The following is a 24,551-nucleotide window of genomic DNA, read 5'->3' as shown; positions in this document are numbered from 1 at the left end:
ATAATGAGTAATTTTGCAGTTTCCCTTCCTGATATCATTGCGGTATTACCGGCTGCAGGTATTGGCAGCCGTATGCAGGCTGATTGCCCTAAACAGTATTTAACTGTGGCTGGCAAGACAATCATTGAACATGCTATTTTTTCTTTGCTTCGGCATCCACGTGTCCAGCGGATTATTGTGGCAATACATCCTCAGGATACGCAGTTTTCAACGTTACCTATTGCGCAGGACCCGCGGATCACGCTTGTTCACGGTGGTGAGCAGCGGGCTGATTCGGTGATGGCTGGCTTACAATGTGCAGGGCAGACTGAGTGGGTGCTGGTTCATGATGCGGCTCGTCCTTGTTTGCATCTCGATGACCTTGAAAGGTTGTTGTCGATTATCGACCATAGCCATGTCGGGGGTATTCTGGCAGCACCAGTACGTGACACCATGAAGCGCAGTGAGGCCGTTGTCCAAATTGGCGATCATCCGGCCATTGCCCATACTGTAGGTCGTCAAGCGCTGTGGCATGCCCTGACACCTCAACTTTTCCCGCTTGAGTTATTAAAAACATGCTTGGCCCGCGCCTTGCGCGAAGGGGCGGTGGTCACTGATGAAGCTTCTGCATTAGAACATTGCGGCTATCATCCGATATTAGTGTCTGGTCGTTCGGATAATATCAAAGTGACGCGCCCTGAAGATCTGGCCTTGGCCGAGTTTTATTTAACCCAACGTCAATAGCCCAATTAATGGGTGTTGCAGCCAGTAAATTCCAGCAGGCTTGGCCCAGTCATTGTGATTCTGGTGAGTAAGAGCGGCTAATGCTGCTGCAACCTCAAGTAATAAAGGCATTATAAGGAGTGCAATTAATGCGAATTGGTCATGGTTTCGATGTTCATAAATTTGGCGGAGCTGGCCCACTTATTATCGGCGGTGTGCGTATCCCATATGAGATGGGCCTATTGGCACATTCCGACGGTGATGTCGCATTACATGCTGCTACCGATGCAATATTGGGGGCGGCTGCGTTAGGTGATATCGGCAAATTATTCCCTGATACCGATCCGGCATTTAAAGGTGCTGATAGCCGTGCTTTGCTGCGTGAAGCTTATCGCCGTATTCTGGCGAAAGGCTACCGGCTGGGTAATCTGGACATTACCATTATTGCCCAGGCACCTAAAATGGCTCCCCATATCCCGCAAATGCGCGTGCATTTGGCGGAAGACCTACAATGTCATATGGATGATATCAACGTAAAAGCTACCACCACGGAACAACTTGGTTTTACTGGCCGTGGTGAAGGTATTGCATGTGAAGCAGTGGCGCTTTTGGTTAAAGCATAACAGGGTTAAGGCATAACGATGGACATGGAAAATCTAACCTGGCTGCACGGCAAACCCAAAGCGAGTGGCATTTTAAAAGCCAATCCCGAAGATTTTGTGGTGGTTGAGGACTTAGGCTTTGAACCTGATGGCGAAGGCGAACATTTGCTGATCCGTATTCGCAAAAATGGCTGTAATACGCAATTTGTTGCTGACTATCTGGCGCGTTTTGCCAAGCTTCATCCGCGTTTAGTGAGCTATGCGGGTTTGAAAGATCGCCACGCTGTCACAGAGCAGTGGTTCTGTTTGCACCTACCGGGCAAAGAAGCACCGGATCTCGCTACGTTCGAGCTGGAAGGGTGTGAAGTGCTGGAAGCTGTGCGGCAGAAACGTAAGCTGCGTATCGGTTCACTGAAAGGCAATGCTTTTACCCTGGTGTTGCGTCATATCACTGATCGTCAGGATGTAGAACAACGGTTGCAGCAAATTGCCGCACAGGGAGTGCCCAACTATTTTGGCAGCCAACGGTTTGGCCGTGGTGGTAATAATCTGGTGCAGGCTCGTCTGTGGGCGAATAATGAGATTCGGGTCAAAGAGCGCAGTAAACGCAGCTTTTACTTGTCCGCTAGCCGTAGTGCAATGTTCAACCTGATTAGCAGTTGCCGTCTGGCGCAACAGCAAGCAACCACGGTGCTGACAGGCGATGCTTTACAGTTAACTGGTCGTGGCAGTTGGTTTGTGGCCAGTGCTGATGAATTGGTGGCGTTACAGCAGCGTGTTGATGCGGGTGAATTGAATGTGACGGCCCCACTGCCAGGCGACGGCGAACTGGGTACGCAGGATGAAGCATTGGCTTTTGAGCAGTCATGTATAGCGGATCAAAGTGAATTACTGGCGTTGATTAAGCGTGAACGTGTTGAGGGTGCTCGCCGGGCTGTACTGCTAAAGCCACAGAATATGGTGTGGAGCTGGTGGGATGACGTAACCCTTGAACTCAGCTTCTGGCTACCCGCGGGCAGTTTTGCCACCAGTGTGGTAAGGGAAATAATGAATCAGGATAATGCCGATGCTGCGGATATTGCTGAGTAACGACGACGGTATTTCTGCGCCAGGGATACAAGCGCTCGCCGCTGCATTGCGCGAGTTTGCGCAGGTACAAATCGTCGCCCCAGATCGTAATCGCAGCGGTTCTTCCAATGCACTGACTTTGGACTGTGCATTACGCATTACCACATTATCCAATGGCGATATTGCCGTGCAGCAAGGTACTCCGACAGATTGTGTCTATCTCGGAGTAAATGCGTTAATGCGCCCCCGGCCCGACATTGTGGTTTCCGGTATCAACGCAGGCCCGAACCTGGGGGATGATGTTATCTATTCCGGCACGGTGGCCGCCGCAATGGAAGGGCGGCATTTAGGCTTTCCTGCTCTGGCCGTGTCACTCAACGGTCATCAGCATTATGCTACGGCAGCAGCAGTCACTTGCCGTTTATTGCGTGCTTTACAACAAAAGCCGTTGCGTACCGGTAAGATACTTAATATTAATGTACCTGACTTACCCTTATCTGAAATTAAAGGTATTCGAGTCACACGTTGTGGTAGTCGCCATCCAGCAGAGCAGGTATTTTGTCAGCAGGACCCACGGGGGCAAGATCTCTATTGGATTGGGCCGCCGGGGGAGAAATTTGATGTAGCACCGGACACTGATTTTGCTGCGATTGAACAAGGTTATGTTTCTATAACACCACTTCAAGTTGATTTAACCGCCTATGCGGCGCAAGACGTGGTTGAAAACTGGTTAGCCAACATTACTGGTTAAAACACCTAGGGTGACGAGGAATGGTAAATAAACGCATGCAGACATTGTTGATGCTGTTACGTCAGCAAGGTATTCACGACGAGCGCTTGTTACAGGCGATCGAAGCGGTGCCGCGCGAGCGTTTTGTTGATGAGGCGTTGTCCCATAAGGCATATGAGAATACAGCTCTACCTATAGGTTCAGGGCAAACTATTTCTCAGCCGTACATGGTGGCACGGATGACCGAATTGTTGCAATTGACACCGACTTCTCGGGTATTAGAGATAGGTACCGGTTCTGGCTATCAGACCGCAATTTTGGCGCATTTAGTCGAACATGTCTGTTCAGTTGAACGAATCAAAGGGTTACAGTGGCAGGCAAAGCGTCGCCTAAAGCAACTGGATCTGCATAATGTCTCCACCCGCCATGGTGATGGCTGGTTAGGTTGGGCATCACGCGGGCCATTTGATGCGATCATTGTCACAGCAGCTCCACCAGAAATTCCAAGTGCCTTACTTGAACAATTGGATGAAGGTGGGATATTAGTTCTTCCCGTTGGGGAGCAGGCTCAAACCTTGAAATGTGTGCAACGCCGTAACAATGAATTCCAAATTGAGACGGTAGAGGCCGTGCGTTTTGTTCCTTTGGTTAAAGGTGAATTGGCCTGAATAAATGCCTTTAGACCCATCATACTTCAAGCTGCATGTGCGTTGGCTGCGCTCAATTGCCGCCTTCCTGCAACTTGAATTATTTAGGGTGTATTTCAGTCTTAATCTTTAACTAAAGTCGAAGTGCAGTTTTTTTGTGCTAAAGATTGGCCGAAAATCAGTAATATAAATTTTATGGTATGGCAGGCGCGGTATTGATAGCATGCGCGCTTCTGTATCTTGTTTCTTCAGTGCGAGTCAGCATGTGTCTTGGCCTGCACTGTGGAACCTTTTAATACTCGAAAATGAGTGGAATAGTCATATTCGGCATGGCGTTTTAACAGTCGTTAACTGACCACTTTAACTACAGTGTAAAAGGTATTTTGGATATATCGCTTATTATTGCTGTCATGGGGGAAGCATGAGCACGGGAAGCCCAATGATTACATTACGCCGGGTAGCGGCATGTACGGTTATGAGTTTATGGTTGGTAGGTTGTAGTAATGACTCCTCAACATCTGCGCCAATCAGCAGTGTTGGCGGTGATCGTTCAGGGACCATGCTAAGTGGCTCGGATACGAATAGTTCCGGTAGCCGCATCGTTTATAACCGTAGTTACAACAGTATCCCCAAGGGAAGTTACAACGGTAATACCTATACCGTTAAGCGTGGTGACACGCTGTTTTATATTGCCTGGATAACCGGGAATGACTTCCGTGATCTGGCAGCAAAAAACAATATTGCTGAGCCATATAGCCTGAATGTTGGACAATCTATCCAGTTGGGTAATGGGTCGGGTGGTGGAATGTTAGCCGCGACCGATGCCACATCAGGTGGAATGACAAAACCGCCGGCAAATATTCAGAACACAACTACAACGGTTGATTCTCAATCAACTAGCGCGTATTCTGGAAACTCGGGTAAACAGAATGTTGGTAAAATGTTACCAGCGTCAGGGGCAGTTGTCGCATCGACCGCACCTGTTACCGCGCCAAGCAGTACCATCAGTGATCCAACCAGTAATGGTGGTCCAGTCAGTAGCTGGAAATGGCCAACTGAGGGTAAAACGATCGATAGCTTCTCGGCTTCCGAAGGGGGCAATAAAGGGATAGATATCGCCGGTTCTCGTGGGCAACCCATCTTCGCTACAGCAAACGGGCGAGTTGTGTATGCTGGGAACGCACTGCGTGGTTACGGTAATCTTATTATCATCAAACATAATGATGATTACCTGAGCGCCTACGCTCATAACGATACAATGCTGGTCCGGGAACAAGAAGAAGTGAAGGCGGGTCAAAAAATAGCAACCATGGGTAGCACCGGAACCAGTTCAGTTAGATTGCATTTTGAAATTCGTTACAAGGGGAAATCCGTAAACCCGCTGCGTTACCTTCCGCAGCGATAGATTGGGCAGAATACGCTGTATTCTGCTCGCCGGATTCACGGGTAGGAGCAGCATATGAGCCAAAATACGCTGAAAGTTAACGAGTTGCATGAAGATGCTGATTTTGATGAAAACAGTACGGAAACTGAAATTTTCGACGAAAAAGCATTAGTAGAGGATGAACCTACTGAAAGCGAGTTAGCAGAAGATGAGCTGTTGGCGCAAGGTGTTACCCAGCGAGTGCTGGACGCGACGCAGCTCTATCTTGGTGAGATTGGTTATTCGCCGCTGTTAACCGCAGAAGAAGAGGTTTATTTTGCCCGGCGTGCATTGCGCGGTGATGTGCCTTCACGTCGGCGTATGATTGAAAGTAACTTGCGGTTGGTGGTGAAGATCGCCCGCCGTTACAGTAATCGCGGTTTAGCACTGCTGGATTTGATTGAAGAGGGAAACCTCGGTCTTATTCGGGCGGTGGAAAAATTTGATCCTGAACGCGGTTTCCGTTTCTCCACTTATGCCACTTGGTGGATTCGTCAAACGATTGAACGGGCGATAATGAACCAAACCCGGACCATCCGTTTACCTATCCATATCGTTAAAGAATTAAACGTTTATTTGCGTACTGCACGAGAACTTTCTCATAAATTGGATCATGAACCGAGCGCTGAAGAGATTGCTGAGCAACTCGACAAACCGGTTGATGACGTGAGCCGTATGTTACGTCTGAACGAACGTATCACTTCTGTTGATACACCGTTAGGCGGCGACTCAGAGAAAGCCTTGTTAGATATTCTGTCCGACGAAAATGAAAATGGTCCAGAAGATACAACGCAAGATGACGATATGAAGCAAAGTATCGTTAAATGGCTGTTTGAATTGAATGCTAAACAGCGCGAAGTGCTGGCCCGTCGTTTTGGTCTTTTAGGATATGAAGCAGCAACGCTGGAAGATGTTGGCCGTGAAATTGGTTTGACGCGTGAGCGTGTCCGCCAGATTCAGGTTGAAGGCTTACGTCGTTTGCGGGAAATTTTGCAAACACAAGGCTTGAGCATTGAGGCGTTGTTCCGTGAATAAATTTACCCGCCTTTCTGCAACACGAAATAGTTAGGGTATAGATAGTTATTCTTATAAAACACAAAAACGGTGAACAGATGTTCACCGTTTTTTTATGCCCGTTTACACCATATTCTTCAGGCGATAAATCCATTCCAATGCCTGACGTGGTGATAATGAGTCTGGGTCCAGTGCTTCCAATGCTTCAACCGCAGGTGGTGTCTCTTCATTTAACAACGTCAGTTGTGAGCCATCAATCTTACTGGCTGCGGCATTATTAGACAGGGACTCGAGCTCTTTCAGTTTTTGCCGTGCCCGCTTAATCACATCACGTGGTACACCGGCCAGGGCTGCGACTGCCAGACCATAACTTTTACTGGCTGCCCCATCCTGCACACTGTGCATGAAGGCGATAGTTTCGCCATGTTCCAGAGCATCAAGGTGGACGTTTACCACACCTTCCATTTTTTCCGGTAGGGTGGTTAACTCAAAGTAATGAGTGGCGAACAGCGTCATCGCTTTAATACGGCTCGCCAGATTTTCAGCACAAGCCCAGGCTAATGAAAGGCCATCATAAGTGGATGTACCGCGACCAATCTCATCCATCAGCACAAGACTTTGCTCCGTGGCGTTATGCAGGATATTGGCTGTTTCCGTCATTTCGACCATGAAGGTGGAACGGCCTGAAGCCAGATCGTCAGCGGCACCTACGCGGGTAAATATGCGATCAACCGGGCCAATGATAGCGCTTTCCGCCGGAACATAACTCCCCATGTGTGCCAACAAAACTATTAAGGCTGTTTGGCGCATATAGGTACTTTTACCCCCCATATTCGGGCCGGTAATGATCAGCATCCGCCGCTGAGGTGATAACGTCAGCGGGTTAGAAATAAAGGGCTCACTGAGAACCTGCTCGACGACCGGATGGCGGCCAGCGGTAATTTTAATCCCCGGTTTATCACTCAGGGTTGGGCAGTTGTAGTTGAGTGTTTCCGCTCTTTCAGCCAGATTCGCCAGTACATCCAGTTCCGCCAACGCATTAGCACTGATTTGCAATTCAGGCAGATGTGGCAACAGAAGATCGAAAATCTCTTCATATAACCCTTTTTCAATCGCCAGCGCTTTGCCTTTAGAGGTCAGAACCTTGTCTTCATACTCTTTCAGTTCTGGAATGATATAGCGCTCAGCATTCTTCAGGGTTTGTCTACGGACATAATGAATCGGAACCAAGTGGCTCTGACCACGACTTACCTGAATGTAATAGCCGTGGACGCCATTAAAACCGACCTTCAGTGTATCCAGGCCCAGCTTTTCACGCTCACGGATCTCCAGCCGATCCAGATAATCGGTAGCACCATCGGCCAGAGCTCGCCATTCATCGAGTTCAGAATTATAACCCGGCGCAATGACACCACCATCACGTACTAACACTGGCGGTGCTTCTACAATTGCCCGCACCAACAGATCCTGTAATTCATCAAACTGACCGACTTGTGACAACAAATTTTGCACGTGGGGAACATCCACCGATTGCAGTAGACGGTGAATCTCCGGCAATTGCTGGAAAGCATGGCGCATCCGCGCTAAATCTCTTGGGCGCGCAGTGCGCAGCGCCAAACGAGCCAGAATACGTTCTAAGTCGCCTACCTGACGCAACGGCGTTTGCAGTTCGGCGGTGATATCTTGTAAGCCGCCGATTGCTTGTTGGCGATCGCTTAATACCTTGATATCGCGAACCGGCATATGCAGCCAGCGTTTTAGCATGCGGCTGCCCATTGCGGTCACACTGCAATCGAGAATAGCAGCTAACGTATTTTCAGACCCACCAGACAGGTTCTGGGTCAGTTCAAGGTTACGACGGGTCGCGGCATCCATAACAATGCCATCTTGCTGGCGCTCCATGGTTAAACCGCGGATATGGGGTAGAGAGGTACGTTGGGTATCTTTGACATATTGCAGTAGGCAACCCGCAGCGCGCAGTGCTTGATGGGCTTGCTCTACACCAAACCCGATTAAATCACGGGTGCCGAATTGCAGATTAAGCTGCTGACGGGCGGTTTCTAGCTCAAACTCCCATAATGGACGGCGGCGCAAGCCATGCCGGTGTTCTATCAACGACATCTGCTCAAAGTTTTCTGGGTAAAGTAACTCTGCGGGATGCGTTCGCTGCAACTCGGCAGCCATGGTTTCAAGATCTGCGGGTTGTGCAACCCTAAAACGACCGGAGCTGATATCTAACGTCGCATAGCCAAAACCGCGCGCATCCTGCCAGATAGCCGCCAGCAGATTATCCTGACGTTCTTGTAGCAGAGCTTCATCACTGACAGTACCTGGTGTCACGATACGCACTACTTTACGCTCAACTGGCCCTTTACTGGTGGCGGGATCACCGATTTGCTCGCAAATTGCGGCAGACTCACCTAACTGGACCAGCTTCGCCAGATAGTTTTCTATCGAATGATAAGGTACCCCAGCCATCGGAATAGGCTCACCTGCGGAGGCTCCGCGTTTAGTGAGTGAGATATCCAGTAGCTGTGAAGCTCGCTTGGCATCACTGTAGAACAGTTCGTAAAAATCCCCCATCCGGTAGAACAATAGAATGTCAGGATGCTGGGCCTTGAGCCGAAGATACTGCTGCATCATCGGGGTGTGAGAATCGAGTTTATCGGTATTATTCATGTGGTTATGATTTATAGTCCATTGAATTTAAAGTTAATTGTGATTTTTATTATTATCGTTAGCTATCACATGATTTTACGGTTAACACGGAAATCTCGCTATCAATGCCGGCACAACAGCCGATAAAAATAAGCTATGAGCTTGAAACAGAAGGGCTGTAATTACAACCATTCATCAAGTCCTTTTTCCAGCCGATATACTAGCCCAGCAGCCCCAAAACTGACATAGGTAAAACTCGAGGCTGCCCGCAAACGGTGTAATAAGCCCCTTGATTTAGGGGCCAGGTGATTTGTGATTGCTGATAAGGTCGGCGTTATTGAAAGGCTGGGTTGGCGGGGAATAAAGCGCGAGCAGTTTGGTACAACTGATCGGCGTAAGCTGTTTCCTTCTGATACCGAGCAATCATGATCAGACTTTGATAAACATTCGGATCATTGTGTAATTGAATATACTGCTCGGCCCATACCCTAAATTGGCGTAATAACATGGGGTCAGGATGCTGGTTAAATCGCAATAATAGATTAACATTTCTTATATATTGATACCTTTCCCACTGGATATAGGGATTGGTCAGGCTATCTAAAGGCTGCATGTTAACCAAGCCACTTCTCTCGGCCAGTGTGAGTACCCGGCCAGTTTTAAAGCCTGTCACCATAAACACCAGTGTGCATAGCGCCGATAAAATCACGGCAGTGTGCAGCCAGCGTTGCCAGCAAGTTGGCTTCGATGTGGTGGGTTGCAGCATATTTTCTGTAACCATCAGGCGGCCAAGTAAAATCAGCACCAGCCAGTGGGCTGCTGATTGATAAAGAGGGAACTCCGTCATCAAATGCAACGCGATCGGCAACGTGAGAACCCACAGAGGGAAAACGGTTTTTGGTTGCATTAAGAGTGGCTTCACATAGCCGATAGCCAATAGCAACATCCCGATCAGTGCGGCAATGCCACCCTCAACCCAACCATAAAGCACTTCATTATGAGGGTGGGAAGGATAGGTTAAGTAAGTCGGTACCCGCCAATGCTGCGCCAACTCATGGGCAAAACTTGACTCAAAGCTACCATATCCCCAACCCTGCCATGGGTGCTGCTGTATCATCTGCCAGGTATATTGCAGTATCAGCCAGCGCTCGGTGTTGCTGGCATCTTTGGATACATGCATACCGATATTCATCTGTTCCAACAGATAAACGGCGACCAGTAAACTCAGCAGGCTACTCAGCCACACCCAGGCTATCTGTCGCTGACGCCAGTAATATAGCGACAGTAATAGCAAGGTTGTTATCCCGCCAACCCAACCGATCCTTGATTGCAACAGCACCAATAAGCCTGGGAATAGCAGCAGGGTAAGTGTGCTGATGCCTCGAACGGCCCGCTTGCTTGATAACATAAACAGATAGATTGCAATGCTATAACCGGTTGCCAGGTAACTGGCCAGTACATTGGTTTGCTGGAATATGCCATAAGGCCGCTGTGCACTATCAAATTCCATCCAATTATCGGATGTAAAAACAAAAAATTGCAACAGAGTCAGCACAGCTTGCCCCCAGGCCGACAAGAGGATGATCACCAGCCATCTCTGTCGCAGGGCTACATTCAGTTTCAGGCGGAACAACCCCAGTAGCAGTATTATCCCACCCCACAGGCCTAAAATCCGCGGTAACCAGGCAACGACATGCTGTAATGAGGCAGGAAATAGCCCCGGCAGGCTTATCATCAAGGCGCCAAACAGCAGCCACAAACGGCCAGGAGAATTTACAATCTGAGTGGCTTCAGTATGGGGTAAATAGAGTGTTATCGTCAGCAGTGCCATCATGGCCCAGATGATTATATTGGCAGGAAGATGAAGCCCAGCCCCTCCTCGGTTGATTTCATAGTGCATCATGGTGACAAAGGTAATGGACATCAGCGCCATAACAACAAGGTTGAGCACTGGTACTGAAAGAGTGGGTCTTATAGATGGGGGTAAACAAAGTTTCATTTTTCTATCAACAAGTTACATATATAGCTAACATCCTGTTGTACGGAAACAGGTTAACTAATTGTCCAATATTGGGGTTATAACAGCTCAATGGGATAGTGTCTGGCAGCAATTAAAGCTGAATCTTTATCGCTATTCAAATTTATCTCGTTGAAAAATAATGTTTTTATTCTAAGATGATGGCCGTTTCATTTTTTTTCTGGCTGAGTAACAAACCAGCGTAATGAGTTCATCACTTTGGTTTCTGACATTCTGGCCCTGTCTTCCTCGACTAGCTTCATTAATACCAATCTTGCCGTATAAATATCCAAGTGCGCTTTATCGGCAAGTTCTCTGGTTTTTGGCCAATTGATAACAGGTGGTGGCGACTCAGTAAACTGCTCCATTAACGAATTACAGTGGTCCTCCAGAATACCCATCACTTCTTCTTTTCTCTGATTCTTCGGTTTCATTGTTATTTACCCTATTAAATTTATATGTTGAGAATGTATAACTTTAAATTTCCTATATTCTTTATTTCTAATCAGTTCTTCCTACATATTATGTGGATATTTCCTACGCTATCGGTAATTGTTCTTACATTAACGTGGTTGTGTTCTCATTCCTTTTTATATGTTTTTATATTCTGTATTTTGTCACCCAGTATCTTACGCTCAGGATTTAACTTTTTGTCATTTTTGCCGCATAAGGAAAATAGGGTTATTAATTTGCATGTGAAATAAATGATATTTTAAGTAATTTAATAAAAACCTTTAAAATCAATCTATTGATTTATTTTTTATGGGTTTTGTTGAGATTTAACATATAAAAAAACCAAGCTAACCTAAGAAGGAATCAAAGGGTTCTCGGGTGTTTATACCATTATTACTAAGGTTTTTCTGCTTCTTAGGCTGAAATGTTAAGGATTTAATGTCGATTATAGATTGGGTCATGAAATAAGCAATCATTAATTTTGAAAAATCGCTCTTTAGCGATCAAATGTGTCGGGATGCTTATTTTTGGAGTGTTATATGTCGAGGGTATAATGTTTATCGATCAATCTTATCGATTTTATTTCGTTACTGTAATCAATTAAGTTAAACACTCTGAATTATAGTTATTTGAATTAAATGACTATCAACTAGATGCCTATATTTGTATTATCTGCCTCGAACAAAATAAGGGCTTTAAACGTTATTTGAATTTTTTTCTTAATGTGCAGGCGTTACCAATGCCTACATATTGACTTTATGGCTCTGTGCAGTTCTCAGCTTGTCCTTTGGTATTTTAACGGCAAGAAGCAACATGCATTTGTATTTTAAAACAACTTCTACGCGGTATTTACTTTGATTTTTTCAAAGCAAATCAGTGTATTAAATTTTAATTGTGTATAAAGGAATCACGTAATGAAACTGAATAAAACAATCTTGGCTGCTGCTCTGGTATTAGGTTTTGCTTCTATGGCTAACGCTGCTGATCAAGGCCAGGGTACTGTGACTTTCAATGGTTCAATCATTGATGCACCTTGCTCAATCGCATCAGGTTCTGATTCTCAGACTGTTGAAATGGGTCAGATCTCTAACGTACTTCTGCAGAATGGCGGCAAATCAAACCCTGCCAAAAAGTTCGACATCAAACTGGAAAACTGTGACATCGCTACTCTGAAAACTGTAACCACTACTTTTAGCGGTGCAGAATCAGAAGCAGTACCTGGCCTGCTGGGCATCACTGGTCTGGCTGAAGGCGCTGGTATCGCCATCGTTGATGGTACTGGTTCTGTTGTGAAACTGGGTCAAGCAACTGCTGAACAGACTCTGATCACCGGCAACAACACTTTGGCATTCTCTGCTTACCTGCAGGGCAGCACAGCTTCTGACGCTATCAAACCAGGTAGCTTCTCAAGCGTAGCTAACTTCATGCTGGCTTACCAATAAGCCCCCCTTTTTTAATTGGACATGCGGATTTATCCGCATGTCTTTTCTCTTGAGAAAGATACGTATTGGATGAGTTAGGTGATTTATGTCCAGGTCTTTTTTTTTGATAGTGCCTCCTTCCTTACTGATGGCGTTATTGCTGAGTTTACCGGTAACGGCAGATCCCATGAAAACAGCCTGGGGCCGCGTGAGTATGGAAGGAAGTATTACTGATACTGCTTGTGCGATAGAGCCCGGAAGCTTGGAACAGACCATCGATATGGCGATTTTGCCTATTGGTAAATTGGTTCAGAACGGTGCAGGGGATGAACACCCGTTTGAGATTCGGTTGCTGCATTGCACGATAGCTCACCCTGATCCAGATAAGTCGAACCAGCAGCATTTTGTTGTGACATTTGACGGTGCCGCAGACGGTAATAATTTTGCAGTTAATGGTGAAGCCGAAGGAGTGGCAATGCAAATTATTGATGATAAAGGCAATGTTTCGACGCCAGGGGTGGCATCACCGGAGATCAATATAATTCCTGCTGATATGAAACTCAATTATGCCCTGCGGTTAGTGGGCAATGGTAAGACACTGCGTGCTGGAACTTATCATTCTAGCGTTCGTTTCAAATTGGATTATTACTGATTTCAATGAGTAAGGTGACATATCCCATGGTATCCGCTCGTTCCATCACCTCCGGTTTTGCCCGTCGTGATTTATTGCGAATTTTGATTGCAGTTGCATTAAGTGGCAATGCTTATGGAGCGCAAGCCCGTGATGATATTCAGTTTAATACCGATGTGCTGGATACCAAGGATCGCGCTAATTTTGACCTGAGTCAGTTCTCCCAACGCGGCTACATCATGCCTGGGCACTATAACTTATTGGTTAGTATGAATAAGCAGGAGCTCAGCGAACAGCCGGTTGTGTTCTACGTCTCAGAAAAAGATCCTAATAAAAGTGAGGCCTGTTTAACACCCCAGTTAATTGAGTTGCTGGCATTGAAAGAAGACAGCTTCCAAAAGCTGACCTGGTCGCGTAATGGGGAGTGTCTCGATATCAGCAGCTTACCCGGTCTGACCGTGGAAGGTGATTTGGCGAAGTCAGCACTGTACCTGAGTGTGCCGCAAGCCTGGCTGGAATACAGCGAACCCGATTGGGATCCCCCTTCTCGTTGGGAGGATGGTATTCCCGGAGTGCTGTTCGATTACAACTTGTTAGGGCAATTGAACCGCCAGGAAACGAACAATACCAATAACAATACGTTAAGCGGAAACGGGACCACCGGCGCTAACTTGGGTGCCTGGCGATTCCGTGCTGATTGGCAAACGCGGGTTGACCAATCATCGGGTTCATCGACTGAGCGTCAGTGGGATTGGAGCCGCTATTACGCCTATCGCGCTATCCCGAATTTGGGTGCCAAGTTGACGCTGGGTGAAGATTTTCTGAACTCCGCCATCTTTGATAGCTTCCGCTTTAGCGGCGCTAGTCTGGCGACCGATGACAATATGTTACCGCCTAATTTGCGTGGCTATGCCCCTGAAATTACTGGTGTTGCCCGTACCAACGCGCGAGTTGTTGTGAGTCAGCAAGGGCGTGTGTTGAGTGAAACACTGGTCGCGGCCGGTCCTTTCCGTATTCAGAACTTGAACAGTTTTGTTTCCGGCACGCTGGATGTGCGAGTCGAGGAACTTGACGGACAAGTTCAACAATTCCAAGTGAATACCGCCAGTATTCCTTATCTGACCCGCCCTGGCATGGTGCGCTATCGCATGGCTGCCGGTAAGCCTTCGGATATCGGACGTCGGTCTGAAGGGCCAGTATTTGGTACCGGGGAATTCTCCTGGGGGATCAATAGCGGCTGGTCATTGTTTGGTGGTGGGATCAGTGGTGAAAACGAATATCAAGCGGCATCCATCGGGGTTGGCCGTGATTTGATGGAATTTGGTGCCGTATCGGTTGATATGACCCAATCTTGGGCCAATTTACCCGAGCAAGGTACGTTGAGTGGCGGCTCTTACCGAGTCAACTATTCGAAAAACTTTCAGGAAACAGGCAGTCAGGTGACATTTGCTGGCTATCGCTTCTCTGAACGTAACTTTATGAGCATGACTGAATATCTCGACGCGCGTTATCGCAACAATGACGTGGGTGGCAATAAAGAGATGTACACCATCAGCTTCAACCAGCAATTTCAAGATCTGGGGCTGAGCGCGTATCTGAACTATAGCCATCAGACCTATTGGGATCGCTCGGCGAATGACCGCTATAACCTGTCGCTCTCGCGTTATTTTGATATCGGTAAAGTGAAAAACGTCAGTTTGACCTTCTCGGCTTACCGTAACCGCTATAACGAAAGCAATGACGATGGCGTGTATCTCTCCATGTCGATGCCGTTTGGTAACAGCGCAACAATCAGTTATAGCGCGACGGTGAGTGGCCGTGAACACAGTCAGCGAGTGGGTTATACCGATCGTCTGGATGCTCACAACAACTACCAGATCAATACCGGCGTAGCACGTAGCGGCGCGCTAGTCAGTGGTAACTATAACCACATAGGTAATAGTGCGGATATCAATGCCAACGCCAGCTATCAGGAAGGACAATACTCTTCTGTTGGTTTAGGTATTCAGGGCGGGGCAACTATCACCCCTGAAGGCGGGGCTTTGCATCGGGTTAATACCCTTGGCGGCACTCGCTTGTTACTCGATACCCAAGGGGTATCCGGCGTTCCGGTTCAGGGATATGGCTCATCGATACGGACCAACCAGTTTGGTAAAGCTGTGGTTGGTGATGTGAATAGCTACTACCGCAATCGGGCCAGTATAGATATCGATAACCTGGCAGACGATGTTGAAGCCAGAGGAACCATAGCCCAGGTCACATTGACTGAAGGTGCTATTGGTTATCGCCGCTTTAATGTGATTTCCGGCGAAAAAGCGATGGCCATGATACGTATGGCAGATGGCACATCACCGCCATTTGGGGCCACCGTGTTAAATGAAAATCAGCAAGAGACCGGCATTGTTAATGACGACGGTTCCACCTATCTCAGTGGGATCAAAGCCGGTGAAACCATGTCAGTACACTGGAATGGGAAGGCGCAATGCAGCATCACTCTGCCGCAGGCTCTTTCTCCAGCAATACTGGCGAATCTACTGTTGCCTTGCCAGCCAATAGCGACGGGGGATAAACCTCCGGTGTCGCAGTAGAAAGGTTTGGTAATGAACCTGCGGGTAACCGCCCGTTCAGCTAAGTGAAAACGATCGGCGCCACCAGGTTCTGACAAGATTAATTCGAAGGAAAAGGTAATGAAATTGAATAACAAACTGCGTATCACCGCGATTTTGGTGACGGCACTTATGGCTCAGCAAGCAACAGCAGCGATTGCACTGGATAGAACCCGGGCGATTCTTAATGGCGGCGATAAGTCGATCAGCTTGAACATCAGCAACCAGAATAAGGAGCTACCTTATCTGGCGCAGGGATGGATTGAAGATGAGCAGGGTAACAAAATCAATTCACCGTTGACGGTAGTTCCACCGGTTCAGCGAGTAGAGCCTGGCGCGATGAGTCAGTTAAAAATACAAAGCTTGCCTGCTGTGAGTCAGTTGGCGCAAGACCGGGAAACCTTGTTCTATTTTAACCTGCGTGAAATTCCACCGCGGTCGGACAAACCCAATACTTTGCAGATTGCACTGCAAACGCGCATCAAACTTTTCTACCGCCCAGTTAGCATCGTGCCACAAAAGGCTGATATGTCGACACCTTGGCAAGAGAAGTTACAGCTGACTCGTCAGGGTGATCGTTATCAGGTTAATAACCCAACGCCGTATTACATCACGTTGGTCGATGCCAGTGACGACAAAGCCGGGAAAACAGCAGCCGACTTCAAGCCGCTGATGATCGCACCAAAAGCGCAAAGCATGTTGGATGTCAGTGCCGCCGCATTGGGCAGCAAACCGGTACTAACTTATGTCAATGATTTTGGCGGTCGTCCCAAGCTGATATTTAGCTGTTCGGGGAGCACGTGTTCTGTGGTTGAAAGCATCAAGTAACGGTGTATTTCAGGGCGCTGCATAAGAAGAATACTGGGCGGGTGTCAGGCTGAACGATGAATAAGGAATATGGGATGACTGTTGTTTGTAAGGGAATAGTTACCCGGCGGGCCATGACGTCCATCTTTGGGATGACAGCCATCGTAGGGACAGCGGCCGCAGTGATGACTATGTTGTTAAGTAGCTCAGCATGGGCATTAAATAAGTCTGCGACAGTCAATGTCTCAGTCACTATTTTTGCCGCACCGCCTTGCGAGATTAACGGTAACAATACTATCAACGTTAATTTTGGCGATACCGTCCTGACATCAAATATTGATGGTAGCAACTACATGCAGCCGGTGAATTATACGTTGAACTGTACTTCGGCCGCCTCTAATGCACTGAAATTAAGCATTAATGGTAATGGGGCAAATTTTGATACCAGTGTCTTGAAAACGAGTAATTCAGGTCTGGGGATCAAGTTGATACGTAATGGGCAGTCATTCCCACTGAATACGGCATCCAACTTTACCTATCCGAATGTTCCTGTATTGCAGGCGGTACCGGTTAAACAAACAAATGCAACGTTGAGCACGGGCTATTTTTCCGGCTCAGCGACCCTGGTTGTGGAGTACCAGTAATGAAAATTAATTCACTGATTTCACGCTGTTCCATTGCGGTGGTACTGACTCTCGGCAGTACGTTGGCCTATGCGGACAACATGCTGTTCTCCGGCACATTAATTAATCCTCCGCCCTGCGTGATTAACAATACCGGCACTATCCTTGTCGGTTTTGGCAATGATGTTCTGACTTCGCGGGTTGATGGCACTCAGTATATGCAGCCGGTGACCTATACATTGAATTGTACTGGGGCTGTATCCAATGCGCTGAAAATGACAATTAAAGGAAATGGTGCTGGTTTTGATTCCAGTGTCTTGAGCACGAATAATTCGGCGCTGGGGATCAAATTGCTACGTAATGATCAAGCATTGTCACTGAATAGTGCTTTCACCTTTTCCTATCCGACTATCCCGGTGCTGAAGGCCGTACCGGTCAAACAACCCGGTGCAACGTTGAGCGCGGGAGATTTTTACGGTACAGCGACCATGGTTGTGGAGTATCAGTAATGAAAAACGGATCACTGATATCGCGTTGTTCCATTGCGGTGGTACTGACACTGAGTAGCACGCTGGTGTATGCGGATGACGTATTGTTCACGGGGACATTAATTAACCCCGCCCCTTGTGTGATTAATGGGGGAAATACGATAGATGTGCCTTTCGGGGAAAATCTGGGCGTGAACAAGATCGATGGTATTAATTATACCCGGGATGTGCCTTACAGCATGACCTGCGAAACAACCAGTAGCAGTTTGGAATTAGGTCTAACGATTGTCAGTGCATCGGTTACTACATTTGACTCCGCAGCGATACAAACCGATGTTCAGGATCTGGGTATTCGTTTACTGAAAAACGGTGTTCCTTTTGCACTTAATACCCGTGTTGCTTATGACAAAAATAACCCACCGGTACTTAAGGCCGTACCTGTTAAAGCTGCTGGGGCAACATTAAGTGAAGGAAGTTTTGAGGCTACCGCTACTTTATTAGTGGATTATCAATAGGATCAAATGATGACTAATTTAAATCTGCTGATGCGCCGTGGGCGAGCTATTTTAAGTATTCTAATTCTGAATTTATTTTGGATGATACCGGTATCGGCCGCTGACAATATGCGTTTTCATGGTGCCTTGGTCGCAGAGCCTTGCACTATTCGTCCCGGTGATGAAGCTATTAGTTTGAATTTTGGCACTATCGTCGATAAATATCTGTATTCGAATCAGCGTACATCAGGTAAACAGTTTCAACTACATCTGGTCGATTGCGATATCAGCTTAGGTACGACAGCCAATATTGTATTTACTGGTAATGATAGTGTTAATTTACCTGGGTTATTGGCGGTTGATGGCAGTGATGTTGGAATCGCCATTGGTCTTGAAACAATGGCGGGGACACCTCTGTATCTGAATCAGTCGAGTGACGATATTGCACTTGATACAGGAAATAACGTTATTACCTTGAAAGCTTATGTTCGGGGTGAACCCGAGGCGATATCTCAACGTACTATTAAGCGCGGTGAGTTCAATGCGGTCGCAACATTTAATCTGCAATATTATTAATGGGATCTCCCCTCTAATCTTATTTCAATACGAATATGTTAACGCTGAAAATCATTATCAACAGCTTAAATGCCGATATGCGGATAGAGACAATGGAACTTAAACGAATGACAAAGCCTAATATGCGACTAAGTCATAAATATTGCTGGCTAATTGCTTGCGTACTGTTTTTATTTCCGCTTTATAGTCAGGCCAGTGCCTGGGTTTCGACGCAAACACGAACCGGCGGTCAATATACCGGAACATTCTCCTGGCCGACGGAGGAGTTGAGCAACGTACTTTGTACCTCCTCATCTTGTTCTGTGGCGATATGTCACTACTCCACTCTTGAAGCTGAGCGGTGTGTTAACCCGAGTGGGGCATCAACGCGAGTCATTGTTTCTCAAGGAGCAACGGCGCAGACCATGCGAGATGCGTTTGTCAGTCGCAATGGCGCTTCTGGAAGTTGGAGCACCACGACCCCGGTTTTGAGTTCATCAAACACCTGTTTTGGCATTCTCTATTGGCAAGGGGTTGGTGATTTAAACTTTACCGGTAATCAGATCCCAGGCTCTTATTGTGGTGCGGTTCCTCCAACGCCAGAAACCTGTGAGGTTACCAATGATGTCTATATCAACCACGGCTCGCTTAATCAGCAAAATGTCGATGGTGCGATAAAAAGTGAACCGCTCATTATCAACTGTACAGCCAGAACATCGGTGAAATTAACGCTGGTCGGCGGGAAAAATATTAATCTTGGGCAAAATGGCAATCTGACTTCGACCTTAAAAGTGTCAGGGCAAGACTTATCCAATGGCGTGACGGTAACGGCAGCGATAGGCAACACCCCTTTCCAGATCGAATCAACACTTCATGCGCCAGCATTGCCTGACGCAGGTACATTTAGCGGGAGTGGAGTGGTTATTATGTCCTATCTCTAAATGTAGAATTATATGCATTCATTATTTGAGTGCATGATGATTATGAATATGAAATAGTGTTTTAAATTCGCTATTTTCATATTCATAAGTTGGGTGGTTTTACTGTTGTTTATATATGGCAGGGGGCTCCCATGGCATTTATTTATATATTATTTGAAATTAAATAAATGTTATCTTTAAGTTGTAATGTGTTGTACTAATATAGTATAACGCTGTTGCGTTAGATTAGTTAGGTATTAGGCTATAACCTAAATAATTCGAGTTGCAAGAAGGCAGCAAGGGAGATAATCCCGATGAGTTTACATGAGTAAGCGATTCGGGTTATTGAGCGTAGCCAACACACATGCAGCTTGAAGTATGACGGGTATACAACCTAAAAATGAAACGCATACTTCAATGGGCTATTAAATAAATAGGCTATAAATTTTTCTTTTAAGGATTTTCTCATGAAAAAAATGAACATGGCAGTTGCAAATACAATCGTTGGCGGTACTGGTCAAACTTGTAAAGATACTTTCCAGTGGCAGACTAGCGGTACAACTGCAACTTGCATGGCAGTAACTACTTGTACTGACAAACACGGTAAAGTATTAAGCACTACTTCTGCACCTAGCAACATTGCTAACTGCCGTTAATTAAGTATTTGTTAATTTTTATCGATATTTAATAGTATCCCAGGCAAGTGCGGGAGGGATTTCTGTACTTGCCTGACTTATTTATTCAAATGTGTCATCGATGCTTAAATTCAAGAATTTTCGCATTAATTGAATGTTAGAAAGATTATTTCGTGGGCATAAATGTTATTTGATTCTGTTTATGTCTTACCTGAACTCTGATTGTGAATAGAACTGAATCTATGTCTACTGAAAAAAATATGTTTAGGAGTAAGGGATTTTTTATAGGCTATACACTGTTAGTTATCCTTATTTCTTCATTGATAACAACGGCCTATTTCCACTATTTCGTTCTTAATCAGGATGAACAGGAAACCCTATTCGCTGTCAGCAACAGTGAAGTTGAAAACAGCCCAATCAAAGACGATAAAACTATTATTGAGATCTTCTCTTATGGCTGCCATTACTGCGCCATCAATGAAGAGAATGTCACCCAATTAGAAAACCGCATGCCAGAAGGGACGCGTTTTGTTCGCCTGCATATCAGCAGTGATAAAACCACCGGCTTGGGGCGTTTTGCACCTATTTTCGCCACTTTATCCGTCATGGGTATTGAACCGCAGCATCGCCAAAGTGCCTACAAAGCGGTACTGGAAGACAACATTGACCTGAGTGATAACAGCCAACTCGAAACCTGGCTAAAAGCCAATGGCATTGATGTTGCCCAATATCAGCAAGTAAGCCAGTCAGCTGAAGTTAAAGAATTGATCGCGTATATGACGGCAGTGACTGCGCATTACAAGATAGACGCCACCCCGAGCTTTATTGTCGGTAAAAAATGGATAGCGTTGCAGGACAGGGAATTCCCAGCGTTCTCAGATCATCTCTTGTCATTACTCGAGCACGATAAGGCGCTGGAGAAATAATGAGACTGTTAGCCGTATGGGGTTACTTTGCCTGGAGAAACCAGCTCGACAAGCTGGCTTTGAGTGGGCGGTTACTTGCCCGCGGGCAAGCCAGGCTGGCTTGCTGGCTGTTACGGCACGGTGATTATCGTTTCTTACTGATGCTCGGTGCTTTGCGCCGGGCTTTAGGCTTGATGCCAAAGCGACAGAAGAATCTGGCGCGAGTGGCGGCGGCGAACAGCCAGTGTTTATTGAATGGTGACAATAGTCCATCAGCACAGAATTTTATGCGTACCGCCCAGCGCCGTCAGGTATTGGAGCTGGCAGCGACTTATGGCCAAAACCGGCGGGTTTTAGCTCAGTTAGCAGCATGTACTCAGCAGTTAGATAGCCAGGTTCGTGCACTGCATGAGGCCGGCTCACCGGTTATTTTAGCGCCGCTGCATATGGTTTCTGATGTGCTCGCTGGCATGGTGGGGGCTAATGCTTATCCGGGGCAGGCGACCGTGGTGGTATCAGCCAGTGCCGAGGCGTATGAAGAGCAGGCGCGGCAGATGGGCGGGGTGAATATTTCCTATTGTTCCATCCATGCTGACAGCCGTGCAATCGCCGGTAACTTGATGGAAGCCATCATGGAAGCGGCCGAGCATAAGCGCAATATTATGATTTTCCCAGATATTACGCCGGATTACACCGTCAATAACCAGATGGCTGAAACGGCAAAAATACCCTGCCAATTGTTCAACCGCCCAGCCAATTTACACAGTGGCATTATTCGCCTTGCCAGAGCACTTTCAGCGCAGGTGGTTTTTTATTATCTGTACTACGACAAAGAAATAAAAATAAATATTTATCCTGCACTTAGCGCGCGAGAAGTGAAAAGTAAATTACCCGAATTGATTGAAACATCAATGACGCAACATCCGCAAGATTGGCTGTTATGGCACTCACATTCGTTATTTTTTATTAACGAATAATGGCACTCATAAAGAATAGTAGAAAATGGAAAAGATAATCCCGACCCAGGTTTTTCAAAGCGAAACCAATGAATGCGGTTTAGCCTGTATTGCGATGCTGGCACAGACGCAAGGCATCAACGCGCCGTTGGAAAGCTTACGGGAGCGTTATCCTGCCTCGGCGCATGGCACCTCATTGGCTACGCTTTGTACTATTTTATCTGAATTGGCGATACCCGCTTACCCGGTGGTGTTTGAACATCAGGAGCTGTCTGCCTTACCACTGCCCGCCATTCTGCATTATGGCGCGAACCACTACGTGTTACTTGCTTACCGTAAAGGCAACTATGTCTGTGTGATGAATCCGGCAATCGGTCAGCAATTGTTGCCAATGGATGCTTTGAAAGCGGAAATTAGCGGTTATGCCTTGGTGTTGGATCCAGAAACACCGGCAGACCCAGAGGCGGTGAAGAAAATTGAACACAGTACGCGATTGAGCGCACTGGACTGCATGAGCTTGAAAGAGACCGCCAGTGTTCGTGGCATCTACTGGCTGATGACGCTGGCATTTTTGATCTCGCTGACGCTGTTTATCATGCCGACCATGGTCAGTAGCGCCATTAATGACGTATTTTCTTCTGCAGGTGATAAAGACTTCCCCTATTTCTATTTCCTATTGGCTTTTGTGGTCTCAACGTCACTTGCTTTTTGCGTGCGATACATCACCGAGCGTTATATCAAACACTTTGTGGTGCTAAATAGTGTCGCCGGCTTCTCCCGTTTGCTCAGTCATTCACTTAACTTTTTTGATAAACGCGCACCGGGTGATATTTTCAGCCGCTTCTCCAACTGGCAAATGGCGGCTACGCAAAAAATAGAACTGGATAACGGCCTGCGTACCGACTGGATAATCGGTGCTATTGCGCTGGCGGTGATGTGCTATATGAGTCCGGTGCTGGCGATGGTTTCTGCCGTCGGCGTGATGCTGATGGGGCTTATCAGTATTTGGGCCATCTACCGTGACCGTTATTACACCCAACAGTTACAAGTAAAAGGTGCTGAGCAAAGTGATTTTATTCTGGAAACCATTCAGGGATTTTCCACTATTAAATCAGCCGGTTTGGCCAGTCAACGCCAAGGGGTGTTTGCCGGTCTGGCACTTTCATTATTCAGTGCGTTACAGAAGAAAAAAATTTACGATCAGGTCAAAAATAGTCTGTATCAACTGATCGGCAGCCTGGAAATGGTGTTCTTTATGCTGCTGGCGTTGCCGTTGTTGAAGCAGGGGACGCTGAGTTTGGGGGAATTCTTTGCCTATAGCTTTGTCCGTGAGATCTTTACCTCGTATATCACCAAGATCTTCTATGCGATTTTGCAGAAAAACCAACTGCATGTCATTGATATCCGTGCCCGTGATCTGTTCCCTGCTGGGGAGGCAACACCCTCAAGCAGCGATTCACCGATCCCACCGGCGATCCCGGCATTTACCCGCCAATTGGTCTATCAGAATATCCGTTTTGCCTATGACGCCAGTCAGCCGGTATTGCGCAATTTGTCGCTGTCACTGACGCGTGGGCAAAGTGTGGCGATCATCGGGGAATCTGGTGCGGGCAAAAGTACTTTGTTGAAAGTGATGGCGGGGTTGATGCCACCACAGCAAGGGCAGGTATTGGTGGATGGGGAGCCGGTAGATTTTCAGCAGGCCCATGCCTTGTTCTTCCTGCAAAGCCAGGAAGATATCCTGTTTAATGCCTCGGTATTACAAAACATCACTTTGTTTGATGGGCATGTCGATGCTGAAAAACGTCAACGTATTGAACGTTCACTCCAAGGGCTGCAATTAACCCCGGTTATCGATAAGTTGCCCGGTGGCCTCAGCGCTTTGGTACGTGAAAGCCATGCCGCACTCTCTTTAGGCCAGCGTCAGCGGTTATTGCTGGCCAGAGCGATGTACAGCGATTGCCCGGTATTGGTGTTAGATGAACCTACTGCCAATCTGGATGAAGATACCGCCCATCAGGTGATGCAGACCTTATTGGCACATTGCCGGGAATATCAGAAAACACTGATCACCGTGACACACAGTGAAAGTGTCTTACCCATGTTTGACAGTGTTTTCCGCTTAAATGACGGTCAGTTGGCGCGTTTTGCGCAATCTGCGGCATTAAGCCGCCTGACACCGGTTGCAGGTTAATT

Annotated in this window: 23 protein-coding genes; 20 read left to right on the top strand and 3 right to left on the bottom strand. The window is 46.9% G+C overall.

The features are described 5' to 3' along the window. Positions 1-3: 3 nt before the first annotated feature. The 7 genes from A6J66_012515 to A6J66_012485 all read left to right on the top strand — a co-directional run bounded on the left by A6J66_012515 (position 4) and on the right by A6J66_012485 (position 6,207). On the top strand, positions 4-723 hold the full coding sequence (locus A6J66_012515) for a 2-C-methyl-D-erythritol 4-phosphate cytidylyltransferase (protein ID PNM24934.1): 720 nt from the start codon (positions 4-6) through the stop codon (positions 721-723). A gap of 128 nt (positions 724-851) precedes the next feature. Further along, positions 852-1,325: a 2-C-methyl-D-erythritol 2,4-cyclodiphosphate synthase gene (locus tag A6J66_012510; GenBank protein ID PNM24933.1), complete on the top strand. Its 474-nt coding sequence runs from the start codon at positions 852-854 to the stop codon at positions 1,323-1,325. 18 nt (positions 1,326-1,343) lie between these two features. Then, on the top strand, positions 1,344-2,393 hold the full coding sequence (locus A6J66_012505; protein PNM24932.1) for a tRNA pseudouridine(13) synthase TruD: 1,050 nt from the start codon (positions 1,344-1,346) through the stop codon (positions 2,391-2,393). After that, entirely contained in the window at positions 2,371-3,123 is a 753-nt protein-coding gene (locus A6J66_012500; GenBank protein PNM24931.1) for a 5'/3'-nucleotidase SurE, read from the top strand. The genes A6J66_012505 and A6J66_012500 overlap by 23 nt, the downstream gene beginning before the upstream one ends. A 20-nt stretch (positions 3,124-3,143) precedes the next feature. Continuing rightward, a complete protein-coding gene (gene pcm / locus A6J66_012495) occupies positions 3,144-3,770 on the top strand; it encodes a protein-L-isoaspartate(D-aspartate) O-methyltransferase (GenBank protein PNM24930.1) in 627 nt (208 codons plus the stop codon). A 400-nt stretch (positions 3,771-4,170) separates the two neighbouring features. Further along, a complete protein-coding gene (locus tag A6J66_012490; protein PNM24929.1) occupies positions 4,171-5,154 on the top strand; it encodes a murein hydrolase activator NlpD in 984 nt (327 codons plus the stop codon). A 54-nt stretch (positions 5,155-5,208) separates the two neighbouring features. Next, the gene (locus A6J66_012485; protein PNM24928.1) at positions 5,209-6,207 is read left to right on the top strand and encodes an RNA polymerase sigma factor RpoS; all 999 of its coding nucleotides are present in this window, start codon (positions 5,209-5,211) and stop codon (positions 6,205-6,207) included. A gap of 102 nt (positions 6,208-6,309) precedes the next feature. Here A6J66_012485 and mutS read toward each other — a convergent pair whose 3' ends face one another. From mutS to A6J66_012470, 3 genes are all read right to left on the bottom strand, one after another. Further along, positions 6,310-8,865 carry a DNA mismatch repair protein MutS gene (mutS, locus tag A6J66_012480; GenBank protein PNM24927.1) on the bottom strand — a complete coding sequence of 852 codons (2,556 nt, stop codon included), beginning with the start codon at positions 8,863-8,865 and terminating at the stop codon, positions 6,310-6,312. A 313-nt stretch (positions 8,866-9,178) separates the two neighbouring features. Then, entirely contained in the window at positions 9,179-10,843 is a 1,665-nt protein-coding gene (locus A6J66_012475; protein PNM24926.1) for a hypothetical protein, read from the bottom strand. A 188-nt stretch (positions 10,844-11,031) separates the two neighbouring features. After that, complete coding sequence (locus tag A6J66_012470; protein PNM24925.1) at positions 11,032-11,295, bottom strand: faeA-like family protein; 264 nt, start codon at positions 11,293-11,295, stop codon at positions 11,032-11,034. Between the two features lie 933 nt (positions 11,296-12,228). On the opposite strand from A6J66_012470, the gene A6J66_012465 reads away from it, so the two are divergent. The 13 genes from A6J66_012465 (at position 12,229) to A6J66_012405 (ending at position 24,549) form a co-directional block, all read left to right on the top strand. Then, positions 12,229-12,756, top strand: coding sequence for a fimbria A protein (locus tag A6J66_012465; GenBank protein ID PNM24924.1), 528 nt, complete (start codon positions 12,229-12,231; stop codon positions 12,754-12,756). Positions 12,757-12,841: 85 nt separating this feature from the next. Continuing rightward, positions 12,842-13,387 (top strand): type 1 fimbrial protein, encoded by a 546-nt coding sequence (locus A6J66_012460; GenBank protein PNM24923.1) that lies wholly within the window; start codon positions 12,842-12,844, stop codon positions 13,385-13,387. A gap of 5 nt (positions 13,388-13,392) precedes the next feature. Then, positions 13,393-15,954 (top strand): outer membrane usher protein, encoded by a 2,562-nt coding sequence (locus A6J66_012455; protein PNM24922.1) that lies wholly within the window; start codon positions 13,393-13,395, stop codon positions 15,952-15,954. A gap of 78 nt (positions 15,955-16,032) precedes the next feature. After that, the gene (locus A6J66_012450) at positions 16,033-16,800 is read left to right on the top strand and encodes a molecular chaperone (protein PNM24921.1); all 768 of its coding nucleotides are present in this window, start codon (positions 16,033-16,035) and stop codon (positions 16,798-16,800) included. A gap of 56 nt (positions 16,801-16,856) precedes the next feature. Next, on the top strand, positions 16,857-17,423 hold the full coding sequence (locus A6J66_012445; GenBank protein ID PNM24920.1) for an exotoxin: 567 nt from the start codon (positions 16,857-16,859) through the stop codon (positions 17,421-17,423). After that, positions 17,423-17,911 (top strand): exotoxin, encoded by a 489-nt coding sequence (locus tag A6J66_012440; GenBank protein PNM24919.1) that lies wholly within the window; start codon positions 17,423-17,425, stop codon positions 17,909-17,911. Before A6J66_012445 ends, A6J66_012440 begins: the two co-directional genes overlap by 1 nt. Beyond that, positions 17,911-18,405 (top strand): pilus assembly protein, encoded by a 495-nt coding sequence (locus tag A6J66_012435; protein ID PNM24918.1) that lies wholly within the window; start codon positions 17,911-17,913, stop codon positions 18,403-18,405. The genes A6J66_012440 and A6J66_012435 overlap by 1 nt, the downstream gene beginning before the upstream one ends. Positions 18,406-18,414: 9 nt before the next feature. After that, on the top strand, positions 18,415-18,960 hold the full coding sequence (locus A6J66_012430) for a type 1 fimbrial protein (protein ID PNM24917.1): 546 nt from the start codon (positions 18,415-18,417) through the stop codon (positions 18,958-18,960). Between the two features lie 92 nt (positions 18,961-19,052). Continuing rightward, a complete protein-coding gene (locus A6J66_012425; GenBank protein PNM26994.1) occupies positions 19,053-19,880 on the top strand; it encodes an exotoxin in 828 nt (275 codons plus the stop codon). A 446-nt stretch (positions 19,881-20,326) separates the two neighbouring features. Then, positions 20,327-20,515 (top strand): DUF4762 domain-containing protein, encoded by a 189-nt coding sequence (locus A6J66_012420; GenBank protein ID PNM24916.1) that lies wholly within the window; start codon positions 20,327-20,329, stop codon positions 20,513-20,515. A 239-nt stretch (positions 20,516-20,754) separates the two neighbouring features. Continuing rightward, positions 20,755-21,420, top strand: a complete 666-nt coding sequence (locus A6J66_012415; GenBank protein PNM26993.1) for a thiol:disulfide interchange protein — start codon at positions 20,755-20,757, stop codon at positions 21,418-21,420. Beyond that, positions 21,420-22,376: an ABC transporter gene (locus A6J66_012410; protein PNM24915.1), complete on the top strand. Its 957-nt coding sequence runs from the start codon at positions 21,420-21,422 to the stop codon at positions 22,374-22,376. The genes A6J66_012415 and A6J66_012410 overlap by 1 nt, the downstream gene beginning before the upstream one ends. Before the next feature lie 25 nt (positions 22,377-22,401). Beyond that, positions 22,402-24,549 (top strand): ABC transporter ATP-binding protein, encoded by a 2,148-nt coding sequence (locus A6J66_012405; GenBank protein ID PNM24914.1) that lies wholly within the window; start codon positions 22,402-22,404, stop codon positions 24,547-24,549. The last annotated feature ends 2 nt before the right edge of the window (positions 24,550-24,551 follow it).

Origin of the sequence: Yersinia enterocolitica (assembly GCA_002082245.2) — a bacterium.
Taxonomy (GTDB): Bacteria; Pseudomonadota; Gammaproteobacteria; order Enterobacterales; family Enterobacteriaceae; genus Yersinia; species Yersinia enterocolitica_E.
This window is presented reverse-complemented; position numbering and strand designations above follow the sequence as displayed.

Coding starts and splice junctions, on each gene's coding strand:
- A6J66_012515 (PNM24934.1), top strand. CDS start 4: ATGAGTAATTTTGCAGTTTCCCTTCCTGATATCATTGCGGTATTACCG.
- A6J66_012510 (PNM24933.1), top strand. CDS start 852: ATGCGAATTGGTCATGGTTTCGATGTTCATAAATTTGGCGGAGCTGGC.
- A6J66_012505 (PNM24932.1), top strand. CDS start 1,344: ATGGACATGGAAAATCTAACCTGGCTGCACGGCAAACCCAAAGCGAGT.
- A6J66_012500 (PNM24931.1), top strand. CDS start 2,371: ATGCTGCGGATATTGCTGAGTAACGACGACGGTATTTCTGCGCCAGGG.
- pcm (PNM24930.1), top strand. CDS start 3,144: ATGGTAAATAAACGCATGCAGACATTGTTGATGCTGTTACGTCAGCAA.
- A6J66_012490 (PNM24929.1), top strand. CDS start 4,171: ATGAGCACGGGAAGCCCAATGATTACATTACGCCGGGTAGCGGCATGT.
- A6J66_012485 (PNM24928.1), top strand. CDS start 5,209: ATGAGCCAAAATACGCTGAAAGTTAACGAGTTGCATGAAGATGCTGAT.
- mutS (PNM24927.1), bottom strand. CDS start 8,865: ATGAATAATACCGATAAACTCGATTCTCACACCCCGATGATGCAGCAG.
- A6J66_012475 (PNM24926.1), bottom strand. CDS start 10,843: ATGAAACTTTGTTTACCCCCATCTATAAGACCCACTCTTTCAGTACCA.
- A6J66_012470 (PNM24925.1), bottom strand. CDS start 11,295: ATGAAACCGAAGAATCAGAGAAAAGAAGAAGTGATGGGTATTCTGGAG.
- A6J66_012465 (PNM24924.1), top strand. CDS start 12,229: ATGAAACTGAATAAAACAATCTTGGCTGCTGCTCTGGTATTAGGTTTT.
- A6J66_012460 (PNM24923.1), top strand. CDS start 12,842: ATGTCCAGGTCTTTTTTTTTGATAGTGCCTCCTTCCTTACTGATGGCG.
- A6J66_012455 (PNM24922.1), top strand. CDS start 13,393: ATGAGTAAGGTGACATATCCCATGGTATCCGCTCGTTCCATCACCTCC.
- A6J66_012445 (PNM24920.1), top strand. CDS start 16,857: ATGAATAAGGAATATGGGATGACTGTTGTTTGTAAGGGAATAGTTACC.
- A6J66_012440 (PNM24919.1), top strand. CDS start 17,423: ATGAAAATTAATTCACTGATTTCACGCTGTTCCATTGCGGTGGTACTG.
- A6J66_012435 (PNM24918.1), top strand. CDS start 17,911: ATGAAAAACGGATCACTGATATCGCGTTGTTCCATTGCGGTGGTACTG.
- A6J66_012430 (PNM24917.1), top strand. CDS start 18,415: ATGACTAATTTAAATCTGCTGATGCGCCGTGGGCGAGCTATTTTAAGT.
- A6J66_012425 (PNM26994.1), top strand. CDS start 19,053: ATGGAACTTAAACGAATGACAAAGCCTAATATGCGACTAAGTCATAAA.
- A6J66_012420 (PNM24916.1), top strand. CDS start 20,327: ATGAAAAAAATGAACATGGCAGTTGCAAATACAATCGTTGGCGGTACT.
- A6J66_012415 (PNM26993.1), top strand. CDS start 20,755: ATGTTTAGGAGTAAGGGATTTTTTATAGGCTATACACTGTTAGTTATC.
- A6J66_012410 (PNM24915.1), top strand. CDS start 21,420: ATGAGACTGTTAGCCGTATGGGGTTACTTTGCCTGGAGAAACCAGCTC.
- A6J66_012405 (PNM24914.1), top strand. CDS start 22,402: ATGGAAAAGATAATCCCGACCCAGGTTTTTCAAAGCGAAACCAATGAA.